The sequence below is a fragment of the Dyella sp. genome (assembly GCF_035685885.1).
GTDB lineage: Bacteria > Pseudomonadota > Gammaproteobacteria > Xanthomonadales > Rhodanobacteraceae > Dyella.
In genome coordinates this window covers 23,741-38,941 of sequence record NZ_DASRZX010000007.1, presented here as the reverse complement: position 1 = coordinate 38,941, position 15,201 = coordinate 23,741, and the positions used below count along the sequence as shown (strand labels likewise).

Sequence of the window (15,201 nt, the reverse complement as noted above, 5' to 3'; positions counted from 1 at the left end):
TGCGTCAGACCGCATGGAAGATGCCGGTCACAGCCAGCAGGGCCAGCAGGAACAGGATCAGGAAGATCGCGAAAAGGATCTTGGCGATGGTGCCGGTGACGCCGGCGACGCCGCCAAAACCCATCCAGCCAGTAACCAGCGAGACGATGGCGAAAATGATGGCCCACTTGAGCATGACTCTCTCCCTTTGAAGTCGATGGGGGCTGGCAGAAGGCGCCGGCCACGCGACGTGTTTTAGGGAGAGAAACGTGAATAAGGTGCAGTGGAACCCTTTGGCGGGCGTGCAGAGGGTGCCCTGGAGGCCGTGTACGCCATCACGAGACAGCCCGCGTGGGCTGTCGTGAAAACGGCGTGATCAGCTGGCCAGGCGGGTCTTGATGCGGTTCGACGCCACGCCCATGTCGGCGCGGCCCGCGGCCTTTTCCTTCACCACGGCCACCACCTTGCCCATGTCGCGCGGCGAGGAGGCGCCGGTTTCGGCGATGGCGGCGCTGATCAGCGCGTCGAGCTCCTCATCGGTGAGCTTGGCCGGCAGATAGGCCTCGATCACCGTCATCTCGGCGCGCTCGACGTCGGCCAGGTCCTGGCGGTTGGCGGCGTCGTACTGGCTGATGGAGTCCTTGCGCTGCTTGACCATCTTTTCCAGCACGGCCAGCGTCTGCACGTCATCCAGTTCAATGCGTTCATCCACCTCGCGCCGCTGGATTTCGGCGAGGATCAGGCGGACCACGCCGAGGCGGTGCTTGTCGCCGCCACGCATGGCGGACTTCATGTTTTCGGTCAGCTGCTGCTTGAGAGTCATGTCATCTCCTTGGAAGCACACAAAGCCGGCGTTGCTCTGGGCAACGCCGGCTCGTGTAGGTCTACTAAGTCAGCGGCAGCGGATGGACGCGCCAGCTGCCAAGCTACCTGATGCGGCGCGGAAGCGCCGGAGCCTCGGGATCGTCCGCAGATGCGGACGGGAAGGCTCAATACAGGCGCGTACGACGCGACGTGTCGCGCGAGAGACGGCGCAGGTGACGCTTCACCGCGGCGGCACGCTTGCGCTTACGCTCCTGGGTCGGCTTCTCGTAGAACTCGCGCTTGCGGGTCTCGGCCAGGACGCCGGCCTTTTCGCAGGTGCGCTTGAAGCGGCGGAGGGCAAGCTCGAACGGCTCGTTCTCGCGGACTTTTACGCTGGGCATGGAAACTCCAAGTGTTAGACTGACCCGCCTAGACAGGCCGTTATGAATACGGTGAGCCGCGAAGTATACCGTGCAAACGACAGCAATTTCAAAGCCCCAATACGAGCCTTCGGCAAATAAGCCGGTACTGGGCATCGAAACGTCCTGTGACGAGACCGGCGTGGCCCTGCTGCGCTGGGAACCGGACGCGCCGGGCAGCGGCCTGCTTTCACATACCCTTTACAGCCAGATCAAGCTGCATGCTGACTACGGCGGCGTGGTTCCGGAGCTGGCCAGTCGCGACCACGTGCGCAAGCTGCTGCCGCTGGTGCGCGAAGCGCTGGCGCAGGCGGGCCTGACCCCGGCCGACCTCGGCGGCGTGGCCTATACGGCTGGCCCGGGCCTGGTCGGCGCCCTGTTGGTGGGGGCTTCCGCGGCCCGCGCCATGGCCTGGGCACTGGGTGTTCCGGCCATCGGCGTGCACCACATGGAAGGCCATCTGCTGGCGCCGCTGCTGGAAGAAGACCCGCCGAAGCCGCCATTCGTGGCCCTGCTGGTGTCGGGCGGCCATTCCATGCTGGTGGAAGTGAAGGGCATCGGCGAATACCGCATCCTGGGCGACACCCTGGACGATGCCGCTGGTGAGGCCTTCGACAAGACCGCCAAGCTGATGGGCCTGCCGTATCCCGGCGGCCCCGCGCTCGCAAAGCTGGCCGAGCAAGGTCGTCCCGGGATATTCCGCTTTTCCCGGCCGATGACCGACCGACCCGGCCTGGATTTCAGCTTCTCCGGACTCAAGACCCAGGTGCTGCTGGCCTGGCAGCAGTCCGACCAGAGCGAGCAGACCCGCGCCGACGTGGCCCGCGCGTTCGAGGAAGCCATCGTCGACACCATGATCATCAAGTGCCGCCGTGCGCTGGAAGCCAGCGGGGCGAAGCGTCTGGTGATCGCCGGCGGCGTGGGTGCCAACAGACGCCTGCGCGCGGAGCTGGCGGCAGCCGGCGAAAAGGACGGCTTCAAGGTCTATTTTCCGCGGTTGGCGTTCTGTACCGACAACGGCGCCATGATCGCCCTGGCCGGTGCCATTCGCCTCGCCCACGGCCAGCACCAGGATGCATCGGTGCAGGTGTTTCCGCGCTGGGATCTGGAGACGTTGCCGCCGGCCATGTGATCTGCGGCGGCGTGGTGGTCGGCAGCAGGCCGAACCGCTTCGCGCATGGAAGAGAGCCGCCCACGGGGCGGCTCTCTCTTCTTTCATGCCCTGGGGCTGTCCAGTCGCCGCGTGTTTTGCTCGATGCGACCGAAGGTCAGCAGCTGCAAGACGACAACCAGCAGCAGCATCGGGCCGCCGATACGTGCCAGCGAGCGCCATGCCGCATCCTGCCTGTCCTTTTTATCCAGGTAACCGTGGGTAGCGCTGGTCGCTGCAAGCGATTGCGAGAAGAGGGTGTCGTACTGGTTGATCATATCGACGACAACGCCCCGGGCATCGGGATAGCCAAAGGAACGCTCCTCTTTCTGATCCGCCGGCCTGGGCAGCAGCGCCTCGATCCTGGGGTCGGAGAGCGCGCGCTCGAAGGTATCGGCCAGGCCATTGGCATACGCGGCCTTCAGTGCGTCGGTGTCCTGGAAGTCGACGTTGGCATGGATGGTCGAAAGCAGTGACTCGGCCTGGAATTCGTCCGCGCAGATGTCGTGCTTGCGTGCGAACGTTTCCAGGGCCTTGCCGATGCGATCGTAGGCGGCGCGATGGGGATCATTCGCGCCGATGGGATCGGGTACGGAATCCGTCTGCGAGGCAACGGTGTGCTTGACCACGTCTTCCGTGGCGATTTTGGGTGGCGTCTGCGGCTGCGTGCTGGTGTCAACCTCTTCCATGGCGGTGAGTCGTTGCCAGTTGAAGCACGCCATGACTGCGAGGGCCAACAACGCCACCGTGAGCAACGCGGTCAGCAGGCGGATGAGATTCCCGTAGAGGAGGTCGACCCTGTTCAGAAAAGACATGTGATATCCCTATGCGTCGAGGCGGCGGCCGAGGTGGTTGCCGTCGCTCGCGGTCGTCGCCGCGAACCAAGCAGTTTACGGTTCACGCCTCTACGGAGTTGCCCGCCGTCATGTAAGGGAAAACCCCCGTTACAATAAGCCGGCAAAGGCGTTCAACGGCGGCCTTTCGCCGCGCCACACCCAAGGTCGGACCACTGCTTTCCATGGATATCGTTTTCATCGAAGACCTGCGCATCGATGCCGTCATCGGCATCTACGACTGGGAGCGCCGCGTGCGCCAGACGCTGTCGTTCGACATCGAGATGGCGTTTGACAACACCGTGCCGGCTGCCAGCGATGACATCGCGCACACGCTCAACTACAAGGACGTGTCCAAGCGTCTGATCGACTATGTGGGCACCTCCAGCTTCGGCCTCGTGGAGACGCTGGCGGAACGTTGCGCGGGAATCATTCGCGAAGAGTTCGGCGTGTCATGGGTGCGGTTGAAGCTGTCCAAGCCCGGCGCCGTGCGCGGCGCCAAGGCCGTCGGTGTGCGCATCGAGCGCGGCACGCGCCCCCAATAGCGATGGTCCGCGTCTACCTGAGCCTGGGCTCCAATCTCGAGCCGCATCGTTATCTTCGTGCTGCGCTCGACGAACTGCGCGCGCGTTTCGGTGTGCTGTCGGTGTCGCCGGCCTATCGCAGCAAATCGGTGGGTTTCGATGGCGCGGACTTCATCAACCTCGCCGTGGGCATGGACACCGATCTCTCGCCCGAGGCACTCAACGTGTGGCTGCATGCGCTGGAAGATCGCCATGGCCGCCGCCGCGACGTGCCGCGTTTTTCCGACCGCACGCTGGACGTGGACATCGTGTTGTTCGGCGACCTCGTGCAGAAGGGCGAGGGCCATCTGGATATTCCACGCAAGGAACTCCAGCACGCCTTCGTGCTAAAGCCCATGACCGATATCGCGCCCACGCTGGTGCATCCAGTGAATGGCCGCACCATGGCGGAACTGTGGGCGGCGTTCCCGGCGGAGAGCGAACCATTGGTGGTCGAGGCGCTCTGAGGCCTGCCGATTTTCGCGGAGCCTGGCGTGGGCACTGTCGCGGGTAACGCCCGGATGCTAGAAATCCGCATCCATCACAAGGAGGTTGTCATGGCAGGTCGGTTTTCGCGCAGTTGGAGCCTGATGAAGGCGAGCGCCGCGGTGTTGCGGTCGGACAAATCCCTGTTGATGTTTCCGCTGGCTTCGAGCATTTGCTGCCTGCTGGTGGCGGCCAGTTTCCTCATCCCCATCGGATTTGCCTTCGCGGCAACCCACGGCGAGGTCGGTCCACACGAGCGCGCCTTTTCCGCGGGCGGCTATCTCGCGCTGTTCCTGTTCTACCTGGCGCAGTACTTCGTCATCATCTTCTTCAACACAGCACTCGCCGGTGCCGCGCTGATGCGTCTGCGCGGCGAGCCCACCAGCTTCGCGGCGGGTTTTGCGCTGGCGCGTGCGCGCATCGTCAACATCTTCGGCTATGCGTTGATCGCGGCGACGGTCGGCTTGCTGCTGCGCGCGTTGCAGGAGCGCCTGGGCCTGATTGGACGCCTCGTCGCCGGTTTCCTCGGCCTGGCGTGGACGGTGGCGACCTTCCTTGTGGTGCCGGTGCTGGCAAGCCAGGACGTTGGTCCCACCGAGGCGATCAAGCGCAGCACGGAACTGCTCAAGCGCACCTGGGGCGAGAACATCATCGGTAACGCGGGTCTGGGCGTGGTGTTTGGCCTGCTGATGTTCCTGGCGATGATCGTGTGCTTCGGCCTGATCGTCGGCGCGTTCGCCACGCAGTCGATCGCCGCCATTGTGGTGGCCTTCGCCGTGGTGGCCGTCAGCCTGACGCTGATCGGGCTGGTCCAGGCGTCGTTGCAGGGCATTTATGCGGCGGCGCTGTATCGCTATGCCGAGGAAGGACAGGTCGGCTATGGCTTCGACCAGGCGATGCTGGAGCAGGCGTTCAAGCCCAAGAAGTAAGCTGCGACGGTGCGCTCGTGTTTTGCGCGACGCACCATCTTTCGTTCTGTGGGGCGCGCCCTGTGCGCGGCGGGCCTAGATAGCGGACGCTTTGCAACACCAAGCCAGCGCGCCGGTGCGCAATCACACCGACAGCGTGCGCCCGCCATCGACGCGGATGATCTGTCCCGTCACGAATGGCGCATCACGCAGCAGCCACAGCACGGCGCCCGCTACGTCCTCCGGTGCGCCGGCCCGCTTCAGTGGCGTGCGCGCCAGCATCGCCTGCTGGTCGTCGTAGGGTTTGCCGTCGCTGGGCCACATCACGGCGCCTGGCGCAACACCGTTGACGCGCACATCCGGGCCAAGGTCCAGCGCGAGTGCATGTGTCATCGCCGCCAGCGCCGCCTTGGCCATGCAGTACACGGCATGATTTGCCAGCGGGCGTTCCGCGTAGATGTCCACCAGGTTGACGATCGCGCCATGCGTTTCGCGCAGGGCGGGCGTGGCGGCCTGCGAGAGGAAAAAGGGTGCCTGCGCATTCGACGCGAACAGCTCGTTCCACTGCGGGACGGTTGCGGTTCCCACCGGCGTTGGATAAAAGGCGGACGCGTTGTTGACCAGGCCGTCCAGACGTCCAAATCGATCCAGCACGCGCTGGACCAGGGAGGGCAGTGCCTCGACGTCGGCGAGTTCCGCCTGCACCGTGAACGTGCTGTTGGCGCGTTGACGCTCCAGCGAGGCGGTGAGCAGTTCAGCGTCCGCAGCGGAGTGGCGGTAGTGCAGGGCGAGGTCGTAGCCGCCCGCATGCAGGGTGCGCGCGATGACTGCGCCGACGCGCTTGCCGGCGCCGGTGATGAGGACGACAGGACGCTCGTGGCGTGGACTCATGCGTGGGCTCCTGCGTGACGCGACTGGACCGCGAGCTTGCCGCAAAGCATCGGCAACGTCACCCCGCGGGCGTCGCCGTTTCCATGTCGGTCTGCTCGGTCTCGATGGGCGAGCTGAACATGGCGATGGCCGTGCGCGCGACCTGCCCGGTGTCGTAGTACGCGTAGGCGCCCACGCCCATGGCGCCGACCACCGGTAGCCAGCGGCTGATGCCCTGGCCGACCGCGCGTTGGGTCACCTTGATGCCCACGGTCTTGGCGATGCGTTCGGCCACGCTGTAGCTGAGGCGCCGGAACAGCAGGCGATCGCCCACGCGCACCACCAGGTCGCGGAACGCCTGCGCGGCGGTATGGCGGAACAGACACCACAACATCTGCTCGCGGCCCAGGTCCGAGTGCTTGCCGTAGGCGGCGGCGATGTCGCTGACCATCTGCGCCTGGATCTTCCAGATGGCGATCAGTTCCGGCAGCACGGTCAGCCAGCCCAGCGGACCCGGCGGCAGCGCCAGCGAGCCGGCCGTCAGCCCTGCTCGTTGCGCCGCGCGCGTGGCCAGGCGCTGCGCTTCCTTCTCCGGGTCCCGGGCGCCCGCCACATCGCTGTCGGGGATCTGGCTCACGAAGTCGAGGATCGCCTGGGTGACGCGACTGTGGTCCGTGATGACGGCCGGAAGCTGGGACGAGGGTTTGCTCATGATTCCAGGGCTACACGAGGCGAGGAGTCGATGGGGGCAGTCTAGGCGCACGCCGTGAAGGTGGGCTGATCTTGCGGTGGGTGCGCTGGAGGGCGCGGCGGACCATGACTTTTGGGGCAGGCGTGGCCCCGGCGGCAGTGGCAATGTTATAACATATCGAAATAACAACGCCGCCCCACCGGAAACCTCATGAAACGTTCCCTGCTTGCCCTGAGCCTCGCTGTCGCGCTGGGCGCCGTCCCTGCCGCCTTTGCCCAAACCAGCCCGACGCCGGATACCAGCACCGTCGCCACCAGCGCTGCCAGTGACGGCAACGATGCCGACACGACCAGCGCCCGCAACAAGCCCAAGGTGAAGCAGCTTGGCGCCGTGGATGTCAGCGCGGCGCTCGACCAGTCGCGCAATTCGTTGTCGCCCGATACCGGCAGCAGCCAGTACGTGATCGACCAGAAGGCGATCCAGCAGTTGCCGCTGGGCGACTCGACGCCACTCAACCAGGTGATCCTGCAGGCGCCGGGCGTGGTGCAGGATTCCTACGGCGGCCTGCATGTGCGCGGCGACCACGCGAACCTGCAGTACCGCATCAACGGTGTGATCATTCCCGAGTCGATCTCCGGTTTCGGCCAGACGCTGGACGCACGCACGATCCAGAGCGTGAAACTGCTCGATGGCGCGCTGCCGGCGCAGTACGGCCTGCGCACCGCCGCCGTGGTGGATATCGACACCAAGAGCGGCCACGACCTGGGCAACGGCGGCAGTATCGGCATCACGGGTGGTTCGTTCGGCACGCTCAACCCCAACGCCTCGCTATGGGGCAGCAGCGATCGCTGGAGCTGGTTCGTCACGGCCAACTATCTGGAGAACGATGTCGGCATCGAAAACCCGACGTCCAGCCGCACGCCCATCCACGACCACACCAACCAGGTGAAGGGCTTTGGCGATATCTCCTACCTGATCAACAACGACACGCGCATCAGCTTCATGTTCGGCGCGACCAACAACCGCTTCGAGATTCCAAACAATCCCAACCAGGAGCCGCAGTTCGGTTACCTCGACCAGACGGATTTCAACTCGGCCGACCTCAACGAGCGGCAGAAGGAGCAGACGCGTTTTGGCGTGCTCTCGCTGCAGGGCAAGTGGGGCAAGACGAACTACCAGATGTCGCTGGGCCAGCGCTACAGCACAGTGAACTTCCTGCCCGACGAAGTGGGCGATCTGATGTTCAATGGCGTTGCCTCCACCATCAATCGCTCCAACCGCGCCAGCACGCTGCAGGCGGATTTCGCCACGCCGCTGGGCGACAGCCACACCTTGCGCTACGGCATCTACGGTGAGTTCGAGCGCGGCAACATCAGCAACAACTCGCTGGTGTTCCCGGCCAATCCGGATGGTTCGCAGGCCAGCACCACGCCGATCGGCATCTACGATGCCACCAACCTGCTGGCGCGCACCTGGTCGGCCTACCTGCAGGACGAATGGAGCATCGGCGACAAGTGGACGGTGAACTACGGCGTGCGTGGCGACCGCTACGAATTGTTCCGCACCGAGAGCCAGCTGAGCCCGCGCCTTGGCGTGGTGTACCAGGCGACCGACAGCACCACGATCCATGCGGGCTACTCGCGTTACTTCACGCCGCCGGCGACCGAAGTGATCGACGACAGCAACATTGCCCGCTTCAACGGAACCACCAATGAGCTGCCGAGCGGCGGCAACAATCTTCCGCTGTCGGAGCGCTCGGACTATTTCGATCTCGGCATCCAGCAGCAGTTTGGTTCCAGCCTCACCGTGGGTCTGGACGGCTACTACCGCAAGGTGAGCCGCTTGCAGGACGAAGGCCAGTTCGGCGCGGCGCTGATCTACTCCAACTTCAACTACGACTTTGGCCGCATCCGGGGCGCGGAACTCACCGTCAACTACGACAACGGTCCCGTCTCGGCGTACTTCAATCTTTCGTTCAGCCGGGCCATGGGCAAGCGCGTGATCACCGGTCAGTACAACTTCGACGAAGACGAGCTGGCGTACATCTACGACAACTGGATCCATCTCGACCACGACCAGAAGCTGGCCTCGTCCGGTGGCATCACCTACTCGTTCAGCGAAGCCACGCGCGTGGGTGCCGACTACCTCTTCGGCAGCGGCCTGCGCAAGGATAGTGGTGTGCCCAACGGTGCCTCGCTGCCGTACTACTTCCAGCTGAACCTCAACGTGGCGCACGACTTCAACGTAGGCAGCCTCGGTAAGCTGAAGACGCAACTGGCGCTGATCAATGCGCTGGATCGCACCTATGAATTGCGCGACGGCACGGGCGTTGGCGTGGGCGCGCCGCAGTTCGCGCCGCGGCGCGGGCTGTACCTGACCGTGCAGAAGGATTTCAGCTTCTAAGCCCCGCTGGGCCGATGCCCCGCCGCAGCCGGTCTCCCTCCCCCGAGGCTGCGGCGGGGCATGCGTTATTCTTTGCGCGTTTCCTGCCTGGCCTACGCGCATGTCTTCCCAACTTCCCGAACCGAGCGCCGACGAACGCGCCCATTCCGACCGGCTGCTGACGCACCTGCGCGAGGAAATCGCCTCGCATGGCGCGATGCCGTTCTCCCAGTACATGGAGCGCTGCCTGTACGCGCCGGGCCTTGGCTACTACAGCGCGGGCAAGACCAAGTTCGGTGAAGCAGGCGATTTCATCACCGCGCCGGAGCTGGGCGAGCTGTTCGCCCGTTGCGTGGTGAACGCGACCTACCCGGTGTTGGCATTGCTCGGCAGCGACGCGGACTTCCTTGAGCTTGGCGGCGGCAGCGGTGCATTCGCCGAAGCGGCGCTGAAGGCGTTTGCAGAGGCCAGCTCTCTGCCGGGCCACTATTACATCCTCGAACCCAGCGCCGACCTGCGCGAGCGTCAGCGGGAGCGACTTGCGACGGCGTTGCCTGCCGACATCTTCGCGCGCGTGCAATGGCTCGATCGCCCGCCGGAACAGGACTGGCAAGGCGTGCTGTTCGCCAATGAGGTGATCGACGCATTGCCCACCACGCGTTTCGCGCTGCGCGACGGCGAGGTCTACGAGGAATACGTTGCACTGGACGGCGAAGGTCGACTGATGCGCGTGGATCGTCCTGCCGACGCGCTGGTGTCGGGGGCGGTGCGCCATGTGGAGCGCGACATCGAAACGGAATTCGCCAACGGCTACCGTTCCGAAGTACTGCCCCAATTGCCGTACTGGATGCAGGCCATCGGCGGCTCGCTGCGTGCCGGGCTGATGCTCTTCATCGACTATGGCTACGTGCGCCGCGAGTTCTACCTGCCCGAACGCAACGACGGCACCTTGCGCGCCTATTACCGCCACCGCTCGCACAATGACCCGTTCTACCTGCCTGGCCTCAACGACCTCACTGCCTCCGTCGACTTCACTGCGCTGGCCGAGGCCGGCAACAGTGCGGGCTTTGGCGTGGCCGGCTACATGCCGCAGGCGCAGTTCCTCATCGGCAGCGGATTGCAGGCGGCGTTCGAGCAGGCTTACGAAGCGGCACCCGACGAAGCGGCGCGCTATCGCCTCGCTCAGGAAGTAAAGAAACTCACCATGCCCGATCAGATGGGCGAACGCTTCCAGGCCATGCTGTTTGCACGGAACATGGATGTCGTCCCGCTCCCGGCGGAACTGCTGGAGGCGGACCAGGGGGATAGGCTTTAGGCGATCGCCCATGGGGCGCCCGACAGTCTCGCCAGGATTTCCTTGAAGGAAGCAAGTCTGCGATGGATGTGATCACCAACAAACCATGGACGCTGTTTGTCCTTGCCGTGCTGGGCGTGCTGCTTTTGCAGTCGCCGCTGATCTTCAATCCAGGCTATCTCAGCCATGACGAGCTGCAATGGGCTTATTACGCCACGCATTCACCCGGTGGATTCTTCGGCAATGGATTGTGGGGCGACATTCATGCCTTCCAGTATCGACCACTGACGTTCTCGCTATGGATGGTGCTGTCGCGCCACCTGTTTGAGCATCCCTACGCGTTCCATGCGGTGCTGGTGATGTGGGGCGCCATCAACACAGGCCTGCTGGCGCAGCTGCTGCGGCGTGCAGGCGCGGAATTTCACATCGCCCTGCTGGGCGCCCTGGTGTTCGCACTCGGGCCCTACGCGAGCTACATACATGGCTGGGTAGGCACGATTGCCGATCTCATCTGGCTGAGCTGTGCCCTGTCCATTGGCTTGGTCGCCATGCATGCGCGTCGTGCATGGGTCATCGTTGCCATCGTGTCCGCATTGACGACCGTCGCCTTGCTGTCCAAGGAAGCGGCCATCGTCATTCCCGTGCTTGTCCTTCTTGCGTGGTGGTTTTCGGGAAGACAACGCGCATGGGGAATCGCCATGTTCGCCGCTGGCGCCCCCGTGGCCATCTATCTCGCCTTGCGCTTGGGCAGCATCCTCTTCTCGAAAGCAACCACGGGCTCGATCTACCAGTGGAGCTTTGCGTCGATACCCGTGCGCTGGCTGGAGTACCAGCTGTTCCCTGTGCTCACATCCCGCCTTGGTGCAGGCGATTTTCTGCAGAAAGGCTTTGGCAGCCAGCAGATTCAGATGGCCTGCGTGGGCTGGCTCTTGCTGGTCGCCGCGCTGTGGCGCGTCGGATGGCGTTGGGTTGCGGCGTTCGTGCTTGGTGGGGCTGCCGCCCTCGGGCCGGTGCTGTTGCTTGGCGGCGCAGCCAATCAATATGGCTACGGGTTTGCCGCGGTTACCGCCGGCGTGGTGGCGCTTGCCTGGCGCGAGATGCCGCGGGTATCTAGAGTGATCGTGGCGATATACGCCCTGTTTTGCGTTTGGCATGGCGTCAACATCGTGCGCAGTACGCACGACATTGGCGTCAAGCAATCGCATTTCTCCCCGGCTCTGGCGCAGGCCGTAAAAGCCTCCACCTCGATCGTGCGCCTGCGACCGGAAGTTGAAAAAGACCGATGGATCTATGAGCGGCTCACTTTTGACATCCCTGGCTACCAGGGCGTTGCCATCGGTGGGCGCGTGCAACTGGTGAGCGGTGACGAGGCGAGTGATTACCTCATCACCTCTCAGGGCGACTTGAAGATCGTCCGCACCCGCTGAGGGCAACGCTCAATTTGCCGCCTTTGCGGGTTCCGGCGTAACGGCCTGCTGCACCGGCTTCCCATCATCCGCACGCTTCACCATCAACCCATGCTTGAAGAGGTAAGCGGCCACCTGATAGTAGGCCGTGGCGTCGTCCACCTGGGTCTGGTCCACGGGCGTATTCGGCACGGCATCGCCGTTGTCGAAGTTGGGACGGACCTGCTCCAGCTTGCGCTGCGGTTCCAGCACGGTCAGCACGTCGCCGTGCAGGTAGCCGAGCTTTTCGTAGGTGGCGGGGAAAGCACGTTCGCGGCCGGGTTCAAGCTGGAACAGGTCGGCACCGAAGAAGCGGCTGCGGTAGCTGAAGTTGAGCAGGCCCATCACCGTGGGGATGATGTCGATCTGCGCCATCTGCCGGCTCACGCGCTGCGGCTGGATGTGCTTGGGCGCGTAGATCCACAGCGGGATGTGATAGCGGTTGATCGGCACGCTGGTGCGGCCCGCGCTGGAGGCGCAGTGGTCGGCGGTGATCACGAACACCGTATCGTCGAAGTACGGCTTGGACTGCGCGCGTTTGATGAAATCGGCGATGGACCAGTCGGTGTACGCCACGGCCGCCTCGCGCGTGCCGTTCTTCTGCGGCACGCGATTGGCCGGTACCGTGAACGGACGGTGGTTGGAGGTGGTCATGATGTGCAGGAAGAATGGCTTGCCCTGCGCATGGGCCTCGTCCATCTGCTTGAGCGACAGCGTGTAGAGATCCTCGTCGGCCACGCCCCACACGTTCTCGTGATGGATGGTCTCGCCTTTGCCGATGTCGTTGCGGTCCACCGCGCGATAGCCGTTGTGCGCGAAGAAGTAGTTCATGTTGTCGAAGTAGCCGTAGCCACCGTAGACAAAATCCGACTGGTAGCCGCGGTCATTGAAGACGTTGGCCGCGGAGAACAGGTTCTCGTTGTTGTGCGCCTTCACGATGGAATCGCCTGGCGTGGGCGGCACGGACAGCGATAGCGCTTCCAGGCCGCGCACCGTGCGCGTGCCGTTGGCATAGAGGTTGTCGAAGAACATGCTCTGGTTGATCAGGGCATCGAGGTTGGGCGTGATGCCACGCTTGTCGCCGAACTCCGCCATGAAGTCCGCCGAGAAGCTCTCCACGCTGATCAGCACCACGTTGAGATGCTTCTCCGGCCCTGCGTGACGGATCTCGCGGGTGAGGTCGCGCGGATCATCGCTGACGAAGGTGGCATCGGGCGTCTGCAGCCGCTCGCGCACGCGCTTGAACGCGACGTCGTCGGGCAGGGTGCGGTAGAAGCGCGAATAGTCCAGGTGGCTGCTGCGGAATGCGGCGAAGAACTCGAACACGCCATTGCCGGAAAGCTCGTTGACGTAGGCGTTGTCGGTGCGGTCCTTGAAGGTGCCCTTGATGCCCACCGCCGTCACCACGGTGATCAACAGCCACACCAGCACCACCTTGCCGCGCTGGAGCAGCCGTGTCCCGCTGTCTTCCGCGCGTAGGCCGCGACGGGTGAACCACACCACCAGCACCGTCACCAGCGCCAGCAGGCTGATCCAGGTGCCCAGCGGATAGGACTCGCGAATGTTGCCGATCACTTCGGTGGTGTAGACCAGATAGTCCACGGCAATGAAGTTGAAGCGCGTGCCGAACTCGGCCCAGAACACCAGTTCGGAAGCACCCACGAACATCAGGCCGAACAGCAGCACTGCGCCGCCCGCATACAGCAGCCACTGCCCTGGGCGGGAGACATAAAAGCGCTGCGGCATCAGCCACAGATAGAGCACGAGCGGCCACGCAAGGTAGACGAACGCCACCAGGTCGTAGGCCAGGCCCACGCCGAATGCGTAGGCCCAGTACAGCGGGTTGTGTGGCACCCCGGCGCCTGACATGGACAGCAGTGCGATGCGGGTAATGGCGCCGATCACCACATAGCTGATGGCCAGCCACCAGAGGGGGCGGAAGCGCTGGCGCAGCGGGGAGGTCGAGTTGAGTGCAGTCGGCACGGAGTGCTCCGGTGAAAGTAAGGCGCCAGGCCAGTGGGTCCGGCGACAGCGGCCCGCCTTTATACACGCCGGGCGGGGCGCATGGCATCGCGGACGATTGTGAACCCATAACCTTAGAAACGGCTGTCTTCCGCCAGGCTTTCCTTGCCGCGGTTCGTTCAGGCTTGGGGGCGTTCCACCGCGCCGATGGCCGCGATGCGGGCCGCCGTCAGGGCTTCGCCGAAGGCCGGCCCCTGCAATCCCCTGGCGACGAAGGGCTCCGAGCTGACCGCCGCGGCGGCTGCCCGGGCTCGCCGCAAATAGTCAGCTTGTGGATACGAGTCGTTCTCATGCCCCAGTCGCCCCCGCTTGTCGGCCTCGCAGGCGGCAAGGAACAGGTCCAGCCGCTCCGGCCGCCGGAGGGCGTCCAGCGAACCGAGCAGGCGCAAGACGGTGGCGGACTTGAGCTCGAAGGCGCGATGCGCGTTCAGGTGCTCGCGGCAGACCTGTTCGGCCAGCGAGGCGTGTTCGTTGGGAACCTTGAGCCGCGCCACCAGCCGGCGCAGCGGCTCCACGCCCGCGTGCTCGTGGCCGATGTGGCGTGGCAGCACGTCGTCGGGCGTGAGTGCCTTGCCCAGGTCGTGCGTGAGCGCACAGAACCCGACCACGTCGTTGCCCGGCGCGATACGCGCAGCCATGTCCAGCACCATTTCCACGTGCACGCCGGTGTCGATCTCGGGATGGAACTCCGCGCGCTGCGGCACGCCATAGAGCGCATCCACCTCGGGAAACAGCACGGCGAGCGCGCCTGATTCGCGCAGCACGCGCAGGAAGGCAGAAGGCTGCGCCTCGCCCAGCGCCTTGCGTGTCTCCTGCCATACCCGCTCGGGCACCAGATGATCGACTTCGCCGGCCTGCACCATCTGCTGCATCAATGCCATGGTTTCTGGCGCGACCGTGAACCCCAGTGGCGCGAAGCGCGCGGCGAACCTTGCCACGCGCAGCAATCGCACGGGGTCTTCGGCGAAGGCGGGCGAGACGTGGCGCAGCAGGCGTTGCTTCAGGTCACGTGCGCCGTCGAACGGATCCACCAGCGATCCGTCTTCGGCCTCGGCCATCGCATTGATGGTGAGGTCGCGACGTGCCAGATCCTGTTCGAGGGTTACCGACGGATCGGCATGGAAGGCGAAGCCGTGGTAACCGTGGCCTGTCTTGCGCTCGGTGCGTGCCAGCGCGTACTCCTCGCCGGTCCTCGGGTGCAGGAACACCGGGAAATCCTTGCCCACCGGCCGATAGCCTTGCGCGAGCAGCTCGTCGGGACGCGCGCCGACCACGACATGGTCATGGTCGACGACGGGCCTTCCCAGCAGTTTGTCGCGAACGGCGCCGCCGACGAGATAGATGCGCATGACCGG

At 64.6% G+C, this 15,201-nt stretch carries 15 protein-coding genes; 7 read left to right on the top strand and 8 right to left on the bottom strand.

Annotated elements, in window-relative coordinates; translation table 11 throughout:
• Positions 1 to 4: 4 nt before the first annotated feature.
• From VFG49_RS01430 to rpsU, 3 genes are all read right to left on the bottom strand, one after another.
• A complete protein-coding gene (locus tag VFG49_RS01430) occupies positions 5 to 175 on the bottom strand; it encodes a DUF1328 domain-containing protein (RefSeq protein ID WP_324857658.1) in 171 nt (56 codons plus the stop codon).
• Between the two features lie 180 nt (positions 176 to 355).
• The gene (locus VFG49_RS01425) at positions 356 to 802 is read right to left on the bottom strand and encodes a GatB/YqeY domain-containing protein (RefSeq protein WP_324857656.1); all 447 of its coding nucleotides are present in this window, start codon (positions 800 to 802) and stop codon (positions 356 to 358) included.
• A gap of 166 nt (positions 803 to 968) precedes the next feature.
• Positions 969 to 1,184, bottom strand: a complete 216-nt coding sequence (gene rpsU, locus VFG49_RS01420) for a 30S ribosomal protein S21 (RefSeq protein ID WP_014404075.1) — start codon at positions 1,182 to 1,184, stop codon at positions 969 to 971.
• An 85-nt stretch (positions 1,185 to 1,269) separates the two neighbouring features.
• Between rpsU and tsaD the strand changes: the two genes are divergently transcribed.
• Positions 1,270 to 2,334, top strand: a complete 1,065-nt coding sequence (tsaD, locus tag VFG49_RS01415) for a tRNA (adenosine(37)-N6)-threonylcarbamoyltransferase complex transferase subunit TsaD (RefSeq protein WP_324857714.1) — start codon at positions 1,270 to 1,272, stop codon at positions 2,332 to 2,334.
• A gap of 83 nt (positions 2,335 to 2,417) precedes the next feature.
• On the opposite strand, the gene VFG49_RS01410 is transcribed toward tsaD, so the two are convergent.
• The gene (locus VFG49_RS01410) at positions 2,418 to 3,167 is read right to left on the bottom strand and encodes a hypothetical protein (protein WP_324857648.1); all 750 of its coding nucleotides are present in this window, start codon (positions 3,165 to 3,167) and stop codon (positions 2,418 to 2,420) included.
• Positions 3,168 to 3,370: 203 nt separating this feature from the next.
• On the opposite strand from VFG49_RS01410, the gene folB reads away from it, so the two are divergent.
• From folB to VFG49_RS01395, 3 genes are all read left to right on the top strand, one after another.
• Positions 3,371 to 3,730, top strand: coding sequence for a dihydroneopterin aldolase (gene folB, locus VFG49_RS01405; RefSeq protein ID WP_324857646.1), 360 nt, complete (start codon positions 3,371 to 3,373; stop codon positions 3,728 to 3,730).
• A gap of 2 nt (positions 3,731 to 3,732) precedes the next feature.
• Positions 3,733 to 4,215, top strand: a complete 483-nt coding sequence (gene folK / locus VFG49_RS01400) for a 2-amino-4-hydroxy-6-hydroxymethyldihydropteridine diphosphokinase (protein WP_324857644.1) — start codon at positions 3,733 to 3,735, stop codon at positions 4,213 to 4,215.
• A 90-nt stretch (positions 4,216 to 4,305) separates the two neighbouring features.
• Positions 4,306 to 5,163 (top strand): DUF6159 family protein, encoded by an 858-nt coding sequence (locus VFG49_RS01395; protein ID WP_324857642.1) that lies wholly within the window; start codon positions 4,306 to 4,308, stop codon positions 5,161 to 5,163.
• 123 nt (positions 5,164 to 5,286) lie between these two features.
• On the opposite strand, the gene VFG49_RS01390 is transcribed toward VFG49_RS01395, so the two are convergent.
• Entirely contained in the window at positions 5,287 to 6,033 is a 747-nt protein-coding gene (locus VFG49_RS01390; protein WP_324857640.1) for a pteridine reductase, read from the bottom strand.
• A gap of 58 nt (positions 6,034 to 6,091) precedes the next feature.
• Positions 6,092 to 6,724 carry a hypothetical protein gene (locus tag VFG49_RS01385; RefSeq protein WP_324857638.1) on the bottom strand — a complete coding sequence of 211 codons (633 nt, stop codon included), beginning with the start codon at positions 6,722 to 6,724 and terminating at the stop codon, positions 6,092 to 6,094.
• A 189-nt stretch (positions 6,725 to 6,913) separates the two neighbouring features.
• Here VFG49_RS01385 and VFG49_RS01380 point away from each other — a divergent pair, with 189 nt between their 5' ends.
• From VFG49_RS01380 to VFG49_RS01370, 3 genes are all read left to right on the top strand, one after another.
• Complete coding sequence (locus tag VFG49_RS01380) at positions 6,914 to 9,106, top strand: TonB-dependent receptor (RefSeq protein WP_324857636.1); 2,193 nt, start codon at positions 6,914 to 6,916, stop codon at positions 9,104 to 9,106.
• A gap of 100 nt (positions 9,107 to 9,206) precedes the next feature.
• The gene (locus VFG49_RS01375) at positions 9,207 to 10,400 is read left to right on the top strand and encodes a class I SAM-dependent methyltransferase (protein WP_324857634.1); all 1,194 of its coding nucleotides are present in this window, start codon (positions 9,207 to 9,209) and stop codon (positions 10,398 to 10,400) included.
• A gap of 62 nt (positions 10,401 to 10,462) precedes the next feature.
• A complete protein-coding gene (locus tag VFG49_RS01370) occupies positions 10,463 to 11,806 on the top strand; it encodes a hypothetical protein (RefSeq protein ID WP_324857632.1) in 1,344 nt (447 codons plus the stop codon).
• 9 nt (positions 11,807 to 11,815) lie between these two features.
• Here VFG49_RS01370 and VFG49_RS01365 read toward each other — a convergent pair whose 3' ends face one another.
• Complete coding sequence (locus VFG49_RS01365; protein WP_324857630.1) at positions 11,816 to 13,807, bottom strand: LTA synthase family protein; 1,992 nt, start codon at positions 13,805 to 13,807, stop codon at positions 11,816 to 11,818.
• Positions 13,808 to 13,965: 158 nt separating this feature from the next.
• Positions 13,966 to 15,195 carry a multifunctional CCA addition/repair protein gene (locus VFG49_RS01360; RefSeq protein ID WP_324857628.1) on the bottom strand — a complete coding sequence of 410 codons (1,230 nt, stop codon included), beginning with the start codon at positions 15,193 to 15,195 and terminating at the stop codon, positions 13,966 to 13,968.
• Positions 15,196 to 15,201: the final 6 nt, after the last annotated feature.

Excerpts from the sequence above, each read along its gene's own strand:
- VFG49_RS01430 (WP_324857658.1), bottom strand. The coding sequence starts at position 175 with ATGCTCAAGTGGGCCATCATTTTCGCCATCGTCTCGCTGGTTACTGGC.
- VFG49_RS01425 (WP_324857656.1), bottom strand. The coding sequence starts at position 802 with ATGACTCTCAAGCAGCAGCTGACCGAAAACATGAAGTCCGCCATGCGT.
- rpsU (WP_014404075.1), bottom strand. The coding sequence starts at position 1,184 with ATGCCCAGCGTAAAAGTCCGCGAGAACGAGCCGTTCGAGCTTGCCCTC.
- VFG49_RS01410 (WP_324857648.1), bottom strand. The coding sequence starts at position 3,167 with ATGTCTTTTCTGAACAGGGTCGACCTCCTCTACGGGAATCTCATCCGC.
- folB (WP_324857646.1), top strand. The coding sequence starts at position 3,371 with ATGGATATCGTTTTCATCGAAGACCTGCGCATCGATGCCGTCATCGGC.
- folK (WP_324857644.1), top strand. The coding sequence starts at position 3,733 with ATGGTCCGCGTCTACCTGAGCCTGGGCTCCAATCTCGAGCCGCATCGT.
- VFG49_RS01395 (WP_324857642.1), top strand. The coding sequence starts at position 4,306 with ATGGCAGGTCGGTTTTCGCGCAGTTGGAGCCTGATGAAGGCGAGCGCC.
- VFG49_RS01390 (WP_324857640.1), bottom strand. The coding sequence starts at position 6,033 with ATGAGTCCACGCCACGAGCGTCCTGTCGTCCTCATCACCGGCGCCGGC.
- VFG49_RS01385 (WP_324857638.1), bottom strand. The coding sequence starts at position 6,724 with ATGAGCAAACCCTCGTCCCAGCTTCCGGCCGTCATCACGGACCACAGT.
- VFG49_RS01380 (WP_324857636.1), top strand. The coding sequence starts at position 6,914 with ATGAAACGTTCCCTGCTTGCCCTGAGCCTCGCTGTCGCGCTGGGCGCC.
- VFG49_RS01375 (WP_324857634.1), top strand. The coding sequence starts at position 9,207 with ATGTCTTCCCAACTTCCCGAACCGAGCGCCGACGAACGCGCCCATTCC.
- VFG49_RS01370 (WP_324857632.1), top strand. The coding sequence starts at position 10,463 with ATGGATGTGATCACCAACAAACCATGGACGCTGTTTGTCCTTGCCGTG.
- VFG49_RS01360 (WP_324857628.1), bottom strand. The coding sequence starts at position 15,195 with ATGCGCATCTATCTCGTCGGCGGCGCCGTTCGCGACAAACTGCTGGGA.